Below are 13,906 nucleotides of genomic sequence, written 5' to 3'. Positions count from 1 at the left end.
CGTGGGGGTCCTCTACCTGCTCGCGCTCGTCGTCTCGATCACCGGGATGGTCGTGCTCGACCGGCGCTTCGGCCTGTTCTTCTGGGCGGACGCCCGCCGTGCCGCGATCGTGCTCCCGGCCGGCGTCGTGTTCTTCCTGCTCTGGGACCTCGCCGGGATCGGTCTCGGGGTCTTCTTCCGCGGCGAGACGCCGTACATGACCGGGCTGCAGATCGCGCCGGAGCTGCCGATCGAGGAGGTCCTCTTCCTCACGCTGCTCTGCTACCTGTCGATGGACGTGCACGGGTTCCTCGCGAAGCGGGCGGAGGCGCGCGCGTGACCTACCTGCTCCTGAACGCGGTGTTCCTCGCGGTGGTCGCGGTGCTGCTCGTGGTCGCGCTCCGCCGCGGCCGGCTCCGGCTGCCCGCGTTGCTCGGCACCCTCGCGGTGCTGCTCGTGATGACCGCCGTCTTCGACAACATCATGATCGGCGTCGGGCTCCTCGTCGCCTACGACGACGACCTGATCTCCGGCATCCGGATCGGCGTCGCGCCGATCGAGGACTTCGCCTACGCGATCGCCGCCGCGCTCGCCCTGCCGGCGCTCTGGACCCTCCTGCCCGCCCGCCGCCGGAGCGCCCCGTGAAGCGGCTGCGCGCGCTGTTCGTCTCGAGCCGCCCGCTGAGCTGGGTCAACACCGCGTACCCGTTCGCCGCGGCCTACCTGCTGACCACCCGCGAGATCGACCTCGCCTTCGTGCTCGGCACCCTCTACTTCCTGATCCCCTACAACCTGGCGATGTACGGGATCAACGACGTCTTCGACTACGAGTCCGATCTGCGGAACCCCCGGAAGGGCGGCGTCGAGGGCGCGGTCCTGGATCGCAGCGAGCATCGCGCGACGCTCATCGCGGCGGTGGCGACCAACGTCCCGTTCCTGATCGCGCTCGTGCTGCTCGGCTCGCCGCTCTCCTGGCTGGTGCTGGCGATCAGCGTCTTCGCCGTCATCGCCTACAGCGCTCCCGGGCTGCGCTTCAAGGAGCGGCCGTTCGTCGACTCGCTCACCTCGGCGACGCACTTCGTCAGCCCCGCGGTCTACGGCCTCGCGCTCGCGGGCACGACGGCGACGCCGGGTCTGTGGGCCCTGCTGGTCGCGTTCTTCCTCTGGGGGATCGCCAGCCACGCCTTCGGTGCGGTGCAGGACATCCTCGCCGACCGGGCCGGCGGCATCGGCTCGATCGCCACGGTGATCGGCGCGAAGGCGACGGTGCGCTTCGCGATCGGCGCCTACGTCGCCAGCGGACTGCTCCTGCTGCTGCTGCCCTGGCCGGGGACGCTCGCCGCGCTGCTGGCGATCCCCTACGCGCTGAGCGTCTGGCCGTACCGCTCGCTGACCGACGAACAGGCCGAGCGGGCGAACGCGGGCTGGAAGCGCTTCCTCGCGCTCAACTTCCTCACCGGTTTCCTGGTGACGCTGCTGCTGATCCTGTTCTGGCTCGCGTCCTGATCGGAGCTCGCCGCCTGATCGGAGTCCGCGAGCTGTTCAGTCGCTCGTCCGGGCGGCGGCGGCCGGCGTCTTGACCGGCAGCAGCAGCGCGAGCCCCGCGGCCAGCACGACGACCAGCCCGAGGATGCCCCAGTACTGCACGTCGGCGTCGCCGGAGAAGCCCGCGGCGATCGAGACGGCCGCGGCGAAGGCGGCCGGCGCGAGGAACGACGCCGCACGACCGGTCGTGGCGTAGAGGCCGAAGATCTCGCCCTCGCGCCCCTCCGGGATCAGCCGGGAGAGGTAGCTGCGGCTCGCCGACTGCGCGGGACCGACGAACAGGCACAGCAGCAGGCCGAAGACCCAGAACGCGGTCGCGCCGGCGTCGTGCAGGAGGAAGACGGCGCCGCCGCAGACGATCAGCCCGATCAGCGAGGCGACGATGACGGACTTGGGGCCGAGGCGGTCGTCGAGAGCGCCGACGGCGATCGTCGCGACCCCGGCGACGATGTTCGCCGCGATCGCGAAGAGGATGACCTGGCCCGCGCTGAAGCCGAAGGTCCCCTGCGCGAGGACGCCGCCGAAGGTGAAGACGCCGGTCAGGCCGTCGCGGAAGACGGCGCTCGCGAGCAGGAAGGCGAGCGTCGTCGGGCTCTCGCGGCGGAGCGCCCCGATCTGGCGGAAGAGCGCGCGGTAGGACTCGAGCACACTCACCCGCTCCCCGCCGCCGACCCGTCCCGGGAGCTCCGGGACCGCGAACAGCACCGGCAGCGCGAAGACGGCGAACCAGACGCCGGCGAGGAGGATCGAGACGCGGACGTCGAGGCCGTCCTCGCCGGTGACGCCGAAGAGCCCGACCTCGGGCGAGATGAAGCCGAAGTAGAGGATCAGCAGGAGTGCGATGCCGCCGACGTAGCCCATGCCCCAGCCGAAGCCCGACACGCGACCGACGCTCGCCCGGGTGGAGACCTGGCTGAGCATCGCGTTGTAGTTGACGCTCGCGAACTCGAAGAAGACCGTGCCGACGGCGAGCAGACCCAGCCCGAGCCAGAGGTAGGCCGGGTCGGGGCGGACGAGGAACATCAGCAGGATGCAGGCGACGACGACCGCGGAGTGCAGGCCGAGCCAGCGGCGCCGGCTCCCGCCGAGGTCGGCGCGACGGCCGGTGACCGGGGCGATCAGCGCGACGACGACCCCGGCGCCGGCGAGGGTCCAGCCGAGCGCGGCCGAGACGCCGCTCGGCGTGCCGAAGAGGCCGTCGGTGGTGAGGTAGACGGTGAAGACGAAGGTCGTGACGACGGCGTTGAAGGCGGCGCTGCCCCAGTCCCACAGCCCCCAGGCGAGGACGGGCCAGCGGCCGGTGCGGGGGCGGGGGAGGGTTCCGGCGGTCATGGACTCACCGTAGGGGGACCGGAAGAACGGCGGGTAGCGTGACGTTTTCTGCAGCCTGAGAGTTGAGTCGAAGCGACTCAGGTTTTCAGCTCTCGACTTGACTCCCCGCGACCCACGCGTAAACTTGAGCGTGCGGGGCTCAACTCCCGCGAACGACTTTCCCGCAGAAGATCCACCAGTGAGGGGCGGCCCGACGGCCGCCCGCGAAGGAGAAACACGCATATGTCCCGTGCCGTAGGCATTGACCTGGGAACCACCAACTCGGTCGTGGCCGTCCTCGAAGGTGGCGAGCCCACCGTCATCGCCAACGCCGAGGGCTTCCGCACCACCCCGTCCGTCGTCGCGTTCACCAAGGACGGCGAGGTGCTCGTCGGCGAGACCGCGAAGCGCCAGGCCGTGACGAACGTCGACCGCACCCTCGCCTCCGTCAAGCGCCACATGGGCACCGACTGGACCTTCGCGGTCGAGGACAAGAAGTACACGCCGCAGGAGATCTCGGCGCGCATCCTCGGCAAGCTCAAGCGCGACGCCGAGCAGTACCTGGGCGAGAAGGTGACCGACGCGGTCATCACCGTCCCGGCCTACTTCAACGACGCCGAGCGCCAGGCCACGAAGGACGCCGGCGAGATCGCCGGCCTCAACGTGCTCCGCATCATCAACGAGCCGACCGCCGCGGCGCTCGCCTACGGCCTCGACAAGGGCAAGGAGGACGAGCTCATCCTCGTCTTCGACCTCGGTGGCGGAACCTTCGACGTCTCCCTCCTCGAGGTGGGCAAGGACGACGACTTCTCCACCATCCAGGTCCGCGCGACCTCGGGTGACAACCGCCTCGGCGGCGACGACTGGGACCAGCGCGTCGTCGACTACCTGGTCAAGCGCTTCAAGGACTCGACCGGCGTCGACGTCTCGAAGGACAAGATCGCGCGCCAGCGCCTCAAGGAGGCGGCGGAGCAGGCCAAGAAGGAGCTCTCCTCGAGCACCTCGACCAGCATCCAGCTGCCGTACCTCTCGCTCACCGAGAACGGCCCCGCGAACCTCGACGAGACGCTCACCCGCGCCAAGTTCGAGGAGCTCACGAACGACCTGATCGAGCGCACCCGCAAGCCGTTCACCGACGTCATCGCGGAGGCCGGTGTCAAGGTCGACGACATCGCGCACGTCGTGCTCGTCGGCGGCTCGACCCGCATGCCCGCCGTGGCCGAGTTGGTCAAGAAGCTCACCGGCGGCAAGGAGCCCAACAAGGGCGTCAACCCGGACGAGGTCGTCGCCGTCGGCGCCGCGCTGCAGGCCGGCGTCCTCAAGGGCGAGCGCAAGGACGTCCTGCTCATCGACGTCACCCCGCTCTCGCTCGGCATCGAGACCAAGGGAGGGATCATGACCAAGCTCATCGAGCGCAACACGGCCATCCCGACCAAGCGGTCCGAGACCTTCACCACGGCCGACGACAACCAGCCGTCCGTCGCGATCCAGGTCTTCCAGGGCGAGCGCGAGTTCACCCGCGACAACAAGAACCTGGGCACCTTCGAGCTGACCGGCATCGCTCCGGCGCCGCGCGGCATCCCGCAGGTCGAGGTCACCTTCGACATCGACGCCAACGGCATCGTGCACGTGTCCGCCAAGGACAAGGGCACCGGCAAGGAGCAGTCGATGACGATCACCGGCGGCTCGTCGCTGCCCAAGGACGACATCGACCGCATGGTGCGCGAGGCCGAGGAGCACGCCTCCGAGGACAAGGCCCGCCGTGAGGCCGCCGAGGTCCGCAACAACGCCGAGACCCTCGCCTACTCGATCGACAAGCTGATCAAGGAGAACGAGGACAAGCTGCCCGAGGACGTCAAGACCGAGGTCCAGGGCGACGTCGACGCGCTGAAGACCGCGCTCGCCGGCGACGACGACGCGGCCGTCAAGACCGCGTTCGATGCGCTCAACGCCTCGCAGACCAAGATCGGGCAGGCCATCTACTCGCAGGACCAGGCCGCGCAGAGCGCTCCGCAGGACGCGCCGGCCGAGGACGAGAAGAAGGACGACGAGGACATCGTCGACGCCGAGGTCATCGACGAGGACGAGCCGAAGGACACGAAGTAGCGATGGGGAAGCACAACCAGGAGCCGGACAACGGCGTGCCCGAGGACGAGCCGACCAGCGGAGCCGAGGCGGCCGAGTCCGCCCAGGACACCGAGGGCCTGATCGAGGCCGAGGGTCCCGACGTCGAGACGACGCTCTCCGACGCCGACCTCTCGTTCCTCTCCGGTCAGTCCGACGCCGAGACGCTCGCGGCCGAGCACCTCGCCGACCTCCAGCGGGTCACCGCGGAGTACGCGAACTACCGCAAGCGCACCGAGTCGAACCGCCAGGTCGACAAGGAGCGGGCGATCGGCGACGCGGTGAAGGTCATCCTCCCCGTGCTCGACGACATCGACCGCGCCGAGAAGCACGGCGACCTCGCCGAGGGCGGTCCGTTCACCGCCATCGCGCAGAAGCTGCGCGGCGGGATCGAGAAGCTCGGGCTGGTGAAGACGGGCGCCGTGGGCGACCTGTTCGACCCGAACATCCACGAGGCGATCTTCCAGCAGCCCACTCCCGGCGCCGAGACCTCCACGGTCGCGGACGTCGTCGAGTCGGGCTACTACCTCGGCGGCTCGCTGCTGCGCGCCGCCAAGGTGGTCGTCGCGGTCCCCGCCGACTGACCCGCCTCCCGCACCACTGCGGAGCCTCCGCTCCCGAGCAGGGGCCGTCCCGATCACGGGCGGCCCCTGCCGGGCGGCGGGGGCCGCGCACCACGACGCAGGCCGCACGACGACACCGGGCCGCACGACGACCCGGTCCGCAGGACGGCACAGGCCGCACTACCGAGAAGAAAGAGGCGCATGGCCAGCCAGGATTGGTTCGACAAGGACTTCTACAAGATCCTCGGTGTCTCGAAGGACGTCTCCGCGGCGGACCTGAAGAAGACCTACCGCAAGCTCGCCCGGCAGTTCCACCCCGACTCCAACCCGGGGGACGCGAAGGCCGAGGCGCGCTTCAAGGAGATCAGCGAGGCGTACACCGTCCTCTCCGACGCCGAGCACCGCAAGGAGTACGACCAGATCCGCGCGATGGGCTCCGGCGCCCGCTTCACGGCCGGCGGCCAGCCCGGCGGCTTCGACGACGTCTTCGGCAACGTCTTCAACCAGGGCGGCGGCGGCCGCACCTCGTACAGCACCCAGCAGGGTCCGCCCGCCGGCTTCGAGGACATCCTCGGCGGCATGTTCGGCAACGCGGGCGGCGGCCGCTTCGGCCAGCCCAGCGGCGGATTCCGCGGCTTCGGCGGCCCGCAGAAGGGCGCCGACGTCACCGCCAGCACCACCATCGACTTCCGCACCGCCACCCAGGGCGACACCGTGCAGCTGCAGACCGGCGAGGGCCGCGCGCTCTCGGTCCGGATCCCGGCCGGCGTCGCCGACCAGCAGAAGATCCGCGTCCGCGGCAAGGGTCGCCCGAGCCCCGACGGCGGCGAGCCCGGCGACCTCGTGCTCACCGTCGCGGTGCGCAAGCACCCCGTCTTCGAGCGCGACGGCCTGAACCTGCGCGTCACCGTCCCCGTCACCTTCGTCGAGGCCGTCTTCGGCGCGACGATCGAGGTGCCGACCCTCGGCGGCGACCCGGTCAAGCTCCGCGTCGCGCCCGGCACCCCGAGCGGCCGCGTGCTGCGGGTCAAGGGCCGCGGGGTCGCGACCGGCAAGGGCACGGGCGATCTGCTGGCAGAGATCCAGGTCGCGGTGCCCGATCACCTGTCCGGCGCGGCGCGCGACGCCCTCGAGGCCTACGCGGCCGCGGAGCCGTCGGACAACCCGCGGGACGACATCCTGGAGAAGGCCCGCTACTAGCGCGGCATCAGGGCGGTCCGGCCCGAGCGGGCCGGCCGGAGAGGAGGAGACGTGGACGAGAGCACCCCGGTGTTCGCGATCGCGGTCGCCGCCGACCTCGCCGGCATGCACCCGCAGACGCTGCGGCAGTACGACCGGCTGGGCCTCGTGCGGCCGACCCGGACGGCCGGCAAGTCGCGGCGGTACTCGATGCGCGACGTCGTGCAGCTGCGCGAGGTCGCCCGGCTCTCCTCCGAGGGTGTCTCGCTCGAGGGCATCGCCCGCATCCTCCAGCTCGAGAACCAGGTGCTCTCGCTGTCGCAGCGCGTGCGCGAGCTGGAGTCCGCGCTGGCCGACGAGCTGCTCAACCGCCCCGGCCGCCGGGTCTTCGCCGCGGGCCTCGAGGGCGACGTGGTCACCCTCCGGCACGGCACGCGCGCGCAGCGGCGGACCGAGCTCGTGGTCTGGCGGCCGCTTCCGCGCGGTGCCGACGAGGATGCCGACACCCCCTGAACAGGGCTAGCCTGACGGGGTGCTCGGAACGGACCGGGCCGCTGAGAGGGCACCATGACTCAGGACGACCGCGGCGACGACGCCGCGACGCCGGACGCCGAGACGGCCGACTACAGCCGCGAGGACTACGCGATCCACGCGACCCGGAGCGAGCTGCCGCTCTTCGCGGACGCGGTCGCCGACCGGCGGAACGACTCCGACTGGCTCTCCTCGCTGTCAGGCGTCCTCGGCGGCACCGAGAAGGACACCGCTGCGGCCGCCGCGCAGGCGGCGCTCGAGCGCCGCGCGCGCAGGACCGACGGCGCCTGACCACCCTGCTGGGGCCGGTGGGTCTCCTAAGAAAGATCACCTAGTAGGTATGGGAAAGCCATGCTGATCGAGTAGCCCGCGCAGCGGGCGTATCGAGATCCACCAGCATCAGAAGCCGAGTCTGCAGACCGCCCTGCTGGCGACGGCGGGTCTCGATACGCCCCTGCGGGGCTACTCGACCAGCATGACGCGGCGCAGCCGCGTCCTTTCCCTCACCACCGAGACGCGAAGCGGCTTCCTCGCTCGATACGCACCTGCGGGGCTACTCGACCAGCATGGGCCGGCTACTTGCGGGCCGGGACGCGCAGGGGGGCCGGGGCGCCGAGGCGGCCGCCGCTGAGGCGGCTCAGGATCTCGGAGCCGAAGGGGACCGCGCCGACGAGACGGCGCGCGTCCACGTGCTCCTCGTCGGAGTAGCTCACGAGCACGTAGACGCCGACGACGACGATCGCGGCGATGGTCGCGACGCGGACCGGGATCTGGTCGACCGCGCCGCCCCCGCCGTCGACCGGCTCGGCGAGCGTGACGCACATCAGGAAGACCGTGGCGTAGACCGCCAGGTGCCGGTGGGTGCTGCGCCAGGGCCGTGAGAGCGCGGCGATCGGCAGGATCCACAGCGCATACCAGGGGTGGATGGCGGTCGACGCGGTGACGAAGGCCAGCAGCGCGCCGGTCAGGCGGGCGAGCGGGTCGATCGCCCGTCGCGACAGCATCAGGGCGCCGGCGGCCAGTCCGGCGGCGAGCAGGGCGAGCATCTTGACCACGGCGATCGCCGTCGCCGGGTCGTGGCCGGTCATCTGCACGGCAGTGGAGACCGCGACGACGACCGCCGACATCGGCGCGTACCAGTGCAGGATCGAGCCGGGCACGATCATCGCGCCGATCCAGCCCACGCCCACGCCCGCGGCGAGGCCGATCGCGACCACGACGGCGAGCGCGCCGGCGCCGCTCCAGGCCCAGGCGCGGATCCGCTCACGCAGCGTCGCGTCGTGGCGGAGCCAGAGCAGCGCGAGCACCGGCAGTGCGATGACCGCCACCGGCTTGACCGCGATCGCCGCTCCCATCAGCAGCACCGCCGCCACCCGGCGGTCGGTGTGCCCGTAGTAGAGGGAGGCGAGGATCAGCGCGATCATCACCGAGTCGTTGTGCCCGGCGACGACGAAGAGGACGAGGGTGAGCGGGTTGGCGACGAGGCTCCAGGCGGTGAGCGGGACGGACAGCCCGCGCAGCCGGGCGAGCCGGAGCGCGTAGACGGCGCTGACGGCGACTCCGGCGACGGAGAGCGCGCGGAGCATCGCGATCGAGAGCTCGGGGAACGTCCAGCCGGCGACGTGCACGGCGGTCTGCTCGGCGAGCAGGTAGAGCGGGCCGTAGGGCGTCGGGGTGTCGGCCCAGCGCGGATCGACGCCGAGGGCGAACCAGCCGGGGAGGGTGGCCACACCGCTCGAGTACGGGTTCACGCCGGCCGTCATCAGCCGGCCCTGCGCGACGTACGAGAACATGTCGCGGCTGAACAGCGGGACGGCGAGCAGCAGGGGAGCGGCCCAGGCGAGCGCGGCGACCAGGATCGCCCGGACCGAGCCGGGCCGGTCGTCCAGCGCGACCGCGCGCAGGCGCAGCCAGGCGACGAGCAGCAGGATCCCGCCGCCGACGACGGCGACGACGCCGAGCTCGGTGGCGCCCGAGGAGGCGCGCAGTGCCGCGATCAGCGGCCAGCTCCGGATCGGCGAGTCGAGCGGCAGGTAGCCGACCGCGAGCGAGCCCGCGAGGATCGCGAGCGAGCCGATCAGTCCGACCACGAGCGGCGCCGCCGTCGACAGCAGCGGTGCGCGCAGGCGCAGCCCCTGCGTCCGGACCTCGTCCGGTCGTCGTGTCGTCCCCCGAGTCACCATCCCGGCCACGCTAGGGGACCCGCATCGGAAAGCGGTGGACAGGCGGTGAACGGTTGACCAGCGGACTCTCAGGCGTTACCGGCGTCCGGGGCGGCCTCGGCGAAGCGGAGCTGGTTCCCGAACGGATCGATCAGATCGAGCGCGAAGCCGAAGGGCGACCGCGTGATCCGCGGGTTGAGGTACGGGTACTCCTTCGAGTCGAGCTCGGCGTGCAGCTCGCGCACCCCGCGGAGGGCCACGTGCACCGCCGCTCCGGGGCTCCCGTCGCGGTGGTGCTCACTCAGGTGCAGCCGCAGACCCGACCTCGAGACCTGCAGGTAGAGCGGTGCGTCGCGGGAGGCGCGGTGCTCCCAGTCGACCGTGAAGCCGAGGTAGTCGACGTAGAACTCGCCCGCCTTGGCGACGGAGAAGATCCTCAGGATCGGCACAGCCGCCTCCAGCCGGACCGCTTCCAGGCGCGGAACGTCGCCTCCGGTCGGATGGTCTCTGGCGCGTCGTCTCGTCTCCACGCCACGAGGCTAGCCGCCTGCGCGGGGGCCGCTCGCCAGCGTCGTCGGCCGGTGACGTCCCGCTCAGTCGACGAGGTCCAGGGCCTGCAGCCGCGCGAGCGTGTCGACCCCGGCGGGCGGGCAGCGGTGCGCGTCGGCGCCGGTGATCCAGTGCAGGGCGTCGATCTCACCGCTGGCGCGCGGCTCGTCGGCGAGCTCCGCGGCGAAGACGGTCATGTGCACCTCCCGCCCCTCCGGCTCGCCGTGCGCCTGGGTGCGGACGGTGAAGAGCTCGCGCAGGGCCGTGGGCGCGGTGCCGAGCTCCTCCTCCGTCTCGCGCGCCGCCGCCTCGGCGCTCGTCTCGCCCGGGTCGACCTTGCCGCCCGGGAGGTAGACGACGTCGCGTCCGCGGGCCGTCACCATCAGCACGCGGCGCTCGCGCAGGACGGCGACGGCGGAGACGACGAGGGGAGGGAGGCTGCTCATCCCGCCATCATGCCCGCGGACGGACCCCGCCCGCGGTCGGCCGCCGGGCCCGCGGCTACCATGGACGCACACCAGAAGGACGCGCGCAGCCGGCGCGCGCCAGGGCCCCGTGCGCCCGAACAGCTAGGAGCTCCCCGTGGCAGAACCCACCACCCTCGACAAGGTCGTCACCCTCGCCCAGCACCGGGGGTTCGTCTTCCCCTCGGGCGAGATCTACGGGGGCACCCGCTCCGCCTGGGACTACGGCCCCCTCGGCGTCGAGCTCAAGGAGAACATCAAGCGCCAGTGGTGGAAGGCGTTCGTGCAGGGCCGCGGCGACGTCGTCGGCCTCGACTCGGCCGTGATCCTGCCGACCGCGATCTGGAGCGCCTCCGGCCACGTCGGCGTCTTCTCCGACCCGCTGACCGAGTCGCTGATCACCCACAAGCGCTACCGCGCCGACCACCTCTTCGAGAAGTACGAGGAGGTCAACGGGCACGCTCCCGAGAACGGCCTCGCCGACATCCCGGACCCGGAGCACCCCGACAAGATCGGCCAGTGGACCGAGATCAAGCAGTTCTCCGGGCTGATGAAGACCTACCTCGGCGTCGTCGACGACGAGTCCGGGCTGCACTACCTCCGCCCCGAGACGGCGCAGGGCATCTTCACCAACTTCGCCAACGTGCTGCAGAGCGCGCGGAAGAAGCCGCCGTTCGGCATCGGCCAGATCGGCAAGGCGTTCCGCAACGAGATCACCCCCGGCAACTTCATCTTCCGCACCCGCGAGTTCGAGCAGATGGAGCTCGAGTTCTTCGTCGAGCCCGGCACGGACGAGGAGTGGCAGGAGACCTGGATGCAGCTCGCCTGGGACTGGTTCGTCGACCTCGGGATCTCGCCGGAGAACATCCGCCAGTTCGAGCACCCGAAGGACAAGCTCTCCCACTACTCCAAGCGCACCGTCGACATCGAGTACCGCTTCAGCTTCGCCTCGGGCGAGTGGGGCGAGCTGATGGGGGTCGCGAACCGCACCGACTTCGACCTCAAGACGCACATGGAGCACTCCGGCAAGGACCTCTCCTTCTTCGACCAGACGAAGAACGAGCGCTTCGTGCCGTTCGTGATCGAGCCGTCCTTCGGCCTGACCCGCGCGCTGATGGCGTTCCTGGTCGACGCCTACGAGGAGCAGGAGCTGGCGCCGAACGCGAAGGGCAAGGTCGAGACGCGCACCGTGCTGCACCTCGACCCGCGCCTCGCGCCGGTGAAGGTCGCCGTGCTGCCGCTCTCGCGCAACGAGGCGCTCTCGCCGCTCGCCCGCGAGGTCGCCGACCGGCTCCGCGCGCTCTGGAACGTCGACTTCGACGACTCCGGCGCGATCGGCCGCCGCTACCGCCGCCAGGACGAGATCGGCACGCCCTACTGCGTCACCATCGACTTCGACTCGCTCGAGGACAACGCGGTGACCGTGCGCGACCGCGACACCATGAAGCAGGAGCGCGTCCCGCTCGACCAGCTGGAGACCCACCTCTTCACGGGCCTGCGCGGCGCCTGACCCCACCCGGATCTCGATACGCCCGCTGCGCGGGCTACTCGATCACCATGACACGGGCGTCAGTGCTCGCGGGCGAGGAGGGCGTAGACGAGGGTCGAGGTCCACTCGCCCTTGCAGTACTCGTCGTCGAGGTGGTGCGCCTCGAGGCGCAGGCCGAGCCGCTCGCAGAGGCGGGCGGAGGCGGTGTTGCGCGCGTCGAGCTGCGCGACGACCCGGTGGGCGCCGAGCCGGTCGAAGGCCAGGTCGATCAGGGCGCGGGCGGCCTCCGTCGCGAAGCCCCGGCCCTGCGCCTCCGGGTGCAGGACCCACCCGATCTCGACGCCGGCCTGCTCCGACGAGGTCGCGATCAGCGTGAGATCCCCGACGACCCGGCCGGCGAACGGCCCGGAGCGCGGCACGATCGCGAGCACGACGACGTCGCCGTCGGCCGCGAGCCGCCTCGAGGGCAGCCGGACCGCAAGGTGCGCGCGCGACTCCTCGGGCGTCCGCACCGGCCAGCGCAGATAGCGGACGGCCTCCGCATCGCCCTGGTAGCGGGCGTGGTCCTCGGCGTCGTCGAGCGAGAGCGGACGCAGCAGCAGCCGCTCCGTCTCGATCGGCTCCGCCTCGTACGGGAGCCGCAGCGGCGTCACGCCGAGGCCGCGGACTCGCCGCCGGCCTCGAGCGGACGGGCGGCGGTGCGCTCGGACGGCACCTCGATGCCGAACAGCGCCTCGAGGCCGGTGAGGTACGCCTCCTGCTCGCCGGCGCGGGCGTAGTCGCGGGCGCGGACGCTCGGGGTGTGCAGCAGCACGCCGGCCAGGTGCCGCAGCGCCTGCTCGGTGCGGCCGTCGTCGTCGCCGCGCGAGCGGGCGCGCTCGATCTCGGCGTCGAGCGCATCGAAGACGTGGGCGCGCAGGGCGACCACGGCGGGGGTGAGGCTCTTCTCGTCGGCCACGTCGGAGAACTTGCGAGCGGCCTTGTCGACGAGGGCGCGCGCCTGGGTCGACGCGTCGAGCACGTCGAGCGGGGCGTGCAGGCTGATCGTCTCGAGGTCGAGCAGCTCGACGCCGGTCACGGTGGTGACGTCGGCGGCGACGTTGCGGGGGAGGCCGAGGTCGATGACCAGCTGGCGCTCGCGGGAGAAGCCGCGCAGGCGTCCCTCCGTGAGGATCGCCGCGTCGAGGACGGGCTCCTGGGTGGTGGTGCAGGTGATGACGACGTCGGCGGCGACGGCCTCGGTCGCCAGCTCGGCGCCGTCGATCGGGCGGAGCGCGCGGCGGGTCGCGAAGCCCTCGGCGCGGCCGGAGGGGGAGTGGACGGCGATCTCGAGCACGCCGCGGTCGCGGAGCGCCGCGACGGTCGCGCGGGCGTAGCTGCCGGTGCCGATCAGCAGCACCCGGGCGGCGCGCCAGTCGGTGATGCGGCTGGAGGCGAGATCGAGGGCGAGGCGCACGATCGAGCGGCCGGCGCTGCCGAGGCCGGTGCGGTTCTTGATGCCGCGCGAGGTCTGCGAGGCGCGCTGGAAGAGGCGCTCGAGCTCGGAGGAGGTGGTGCCGAGACGGCGGGCCTCCTCGAGCGAGCGGCGGACCTGGCCGGCGATCTCGCCCTCGCCGACGACGACGGACTCGAGTCCGCTGGAGACGGCGAAGAGGTGCTCGGCGACGCGGTCGCCCGAGACGACGGTGACCGAGCTCCGCAGCTCCTCCTGCTCGACGCCGGTCGCGGCGCTCACCGCGGCGGTGGCGGCCTCGACGGTCACGGCCTGCGCGGCGGTGAGCGGCTCGTCGATGTCGAGGTAGGCCTCGAAGCGGTTGCAGGTCGCGACGACCACGGCACCCGAGACGAAGTCGATGCCGTCCGAGAGCGCCGACGCGACGGCGGAGGAGTCGACGGAGAGCTTCTCGAGGAGATCGAAGCTGGCGTTCTTGTGCGACGCCGTCAGACACAGAAGCACCAGGGCAGTCTACCCGGGGCGTCCGGGGTCGGCCGCGGTCCTCGGGAAGACTGC

Annotated in this window: 15 protein-coding genes; 9 read left to right on the top strand and 6 right to left on the bottom strand. The window is 71.7% G+C overall.

All coding sequences use genetic code 11. The features are described 5' to 3' along the window. The first annotated feature begins 1 nt into the window (after position 1). Genes EDF35_RS03305 through EDF35_RS03295 form a run of 3 tightly spaced genes read left to right on the top strand, consistent with a single transcriptional unit; the run spans position 2 to position 1,484 of the window. Positions 2-319 (top strand): lycopene cyclase domain-containing protein, encoded by a 318-nt coding sequence (locus EDF35_RS03305; protein ID WP_123701767.1) that lies wholly within the window; start codon positions 2-4, stop codon positions 317-319. Further along, positions 316-624 (top strand): lycopene cyclase domain-containing protein, encoded by a 309-nt coding sequence (locus EDF35_RS03300; protein ID WP_123701769.1) that lies wholly within the window; start codon positions 316-318, stop codon positions 622-624. Before EDF35_RS03305 ends, EDF35_RS03300 begins: the two co-directional genes overlap by 4 nt. Then, complete coding sequence (locus EDF35_RS03295) at positions 621-1,484, top strand: prenyltransferase (protein ID WP_123701771.1); 864 nt, start codon at positions 621-623, stop codon at positions 1,482-1,484. Before EDF35_RS03300 ends, EDF35_RS03295 begins: the two co-directional genes overlap by 4 nt. A 36-nt stretch (positions 1,485-1,520) precedes the next feature. Here the strand turns inward: EDF35_RS03295 and EDF35_RS03290 are convergent, their stop codons facing one another. Next, entirely contained in the window at positions 1,521-2,855 is a 1,335-nt protein-coding gene (locus EDF35_RS03290; RefSeq protein ID WP_123701773.1) for an MFS transporter, read from the bottom strand. Positions 2,856-3,077: 222 nt separating this feature from the next. Here EDF35_RS03290 and dnaK point away from each other — a divergent pair, with 222 nt between their 5' ends. The 5 genes from dnaK (at position 3,078) to EDF35_RS03265 (ending at position 7,522) form a co-directional block, all read left to right on the top strand. Continuing rightward, positions 3,078-4,940 carry a molecular chaperone DnaK gene (gene dnaK, locus EDF35_RS03285; RefSeq protein WP_123444861.1) on the top strand — a complete coding sequence of 621 codons (1,863 nt, stop codon included), beginning with the start codon at positions 3,078-3,080 and terminating at the stop codon, positions 4,938-4,940. 2 nt (positions 4,941-4,942) lie between these two features. Next, a complete protein-coding gene (gene grpE, locus EDF35_RS03280) occupies positions 4,943-5,542 on the top strand; it encodes a nucleotide exchange factor GrpE (protein WP_123444862.1) in 600 nt (199 codons plus the stop codon). 180 nt (positions 5,543-5,722) lie between these two features. Next, a complete protein-coding gene (locus tag EDF35_RS03275; protein ID WP_123444863.1) occupies positions 5,723-6,721 on the top strand; it encodes a DnaJ C-terminal domain-containing protein in 999 nt (332 codons plus the stop codon). A gap of 51 nt (positions 6,722-6,772) precedes the next feature. Further along, the gene (locus tag EDF35_RS03270; RefSeq protein WP_133960715.1) at positions 6,773-7,213 is read left to right on the top strand and encodes a MerR family transcriptional regulator; all 441 of its coding nucleotides are present in this window, start codon (positions 6,773-6,775) and stop codon (positions 7,211-7,213) included. Between the two features lie 54 nt (positions 7,214-7,267). Continuing rightward, positions 7,268-7,522 carry a hypothetical protein gene (locus tag EDF35_RS03265; protein WP_133960714.1) on the top strand — a complete coding sequence of 85 codons (255 nt, stop codon included), beginning with the start codon at positions 7,268-7,270 and terminating at the stop codon, positions 7,520-7,522. Between the two features lie 284 nt (positions 7,523-7,806). On the opposite strand, the gene mptB is transcribed toward EDF35_RS03265, so the two are convergent. The 3 genes from mptB to EDF35_RS03250 all read right to left on the bottom strand — a co-directional run bounded on the left by mptB (position 7,807) and on the right by EDF35_RS03250 (position 10,388). Continuing rightward, positions 7,807-9,414 carry a polyprenol phosphomannose-dependent alpha 1,6 mannosyltransferase MptB gene (gene mptB, locus EDF35_RS03260; protein ID WP_133960713.1) on the bottom strand — a complete coding sequence of 536 codons (1,608 nt, stop codon included), beginning with the start codon at positions 9,412-9,414 and terminating at the stop codon, positions 7,807-7,809. 68 nt (positions 9,415-9,482) lie between these two features. Further along, positions 9,483-9,923: a glyoxalase superfamily protein gene (locus EDF35_RS03255; RefSeq protein ID WP_260321442.1), complete on the bottom strand. Its 441-nt coding sequence runs from the start codon at positions 9,921-9,923 to the stop codon at positions 9,483-9,485. 63 nt (positions 9,924-9,986) lie between these two features. Continuing rightward, positions 9,987-10,388 carry an NUDIX domain-containing protein gene (locus EDF35_RS03250; RefSeq protein ID WP_133960712.1) on the bottom strand — a complete coding sequence of 134 codons (402 nt, stop codon included), beginning with the start codon at positions 10,386-10,388 and terminating at the stop codon, positions 9,987-9,989. A 136-nt stretch (positions 10,389-10,524) separates the two neighbouring features. Here EDF35_RS03250 and EDF35_RS03245 point away from each other — a divergent pair, with 136 nt between their 5' ends. After that, on the top strand, positions 10,525-11,916 hold the full coding sequence (locus tag EDF35_RS03245) for a glycine--tRNA ligase (RefSeq protein WP_133960711.1): 1,392 nt from the start codon (positions 10,525-10,527) through the stop codon (positions 11,914-11,916). A gap of 59 nt (positions 11,917-11,975) precedes the next feature. Here EDF35_RS03245 and EDF35_RS03240 read toward each other — a convergent pair whose 3' ends face one another. Both EDF35_RS03240 and EDF35_RS03235 read right to left on the bottom strand, forming a co-directional pair. Next, entirely contained in the window at positions 11,976-12,548 is a 573-nt protein-coding gene (locus EDF35_RS03240; RefSeq protein ID WP_243839827.1) for a GNAT family protein, read from the bottom strand. Beyond that, positions 12,545-13,852 (bottom strand): glutamyl-tRNA reductase, encoded by a 1,308-nt coding sequence (locus EDF35_RS03235; RefSeq protein ID WP_133960710.1) that lies wholly within the window; start codon positions 13,850-13,852, stop codon positions 12,545-12,547. The genes EDF35_RS03240 and EDF35_RS03235 overlap by 4 nt, the downstream gene beginning before the upstream one ends. Positions 13,853-13,906 lie beyond the last annotated feature (54 nt).

The organism is Rathayibacter sp. PhB151, assembly GCF_004366415.1.
Taxonomy (GTDB): domain Bacteria; phylum Actinomycetota; class Actinomycetes; order Actinomycetales; family Microbacteriaceae; genus Rathayibacter; species Rathayibacter festucae.
Note: the sequence above shows the minus strand (reverse complement) of the source record. Positions and strands in the feature narration are given on the sequence as shown.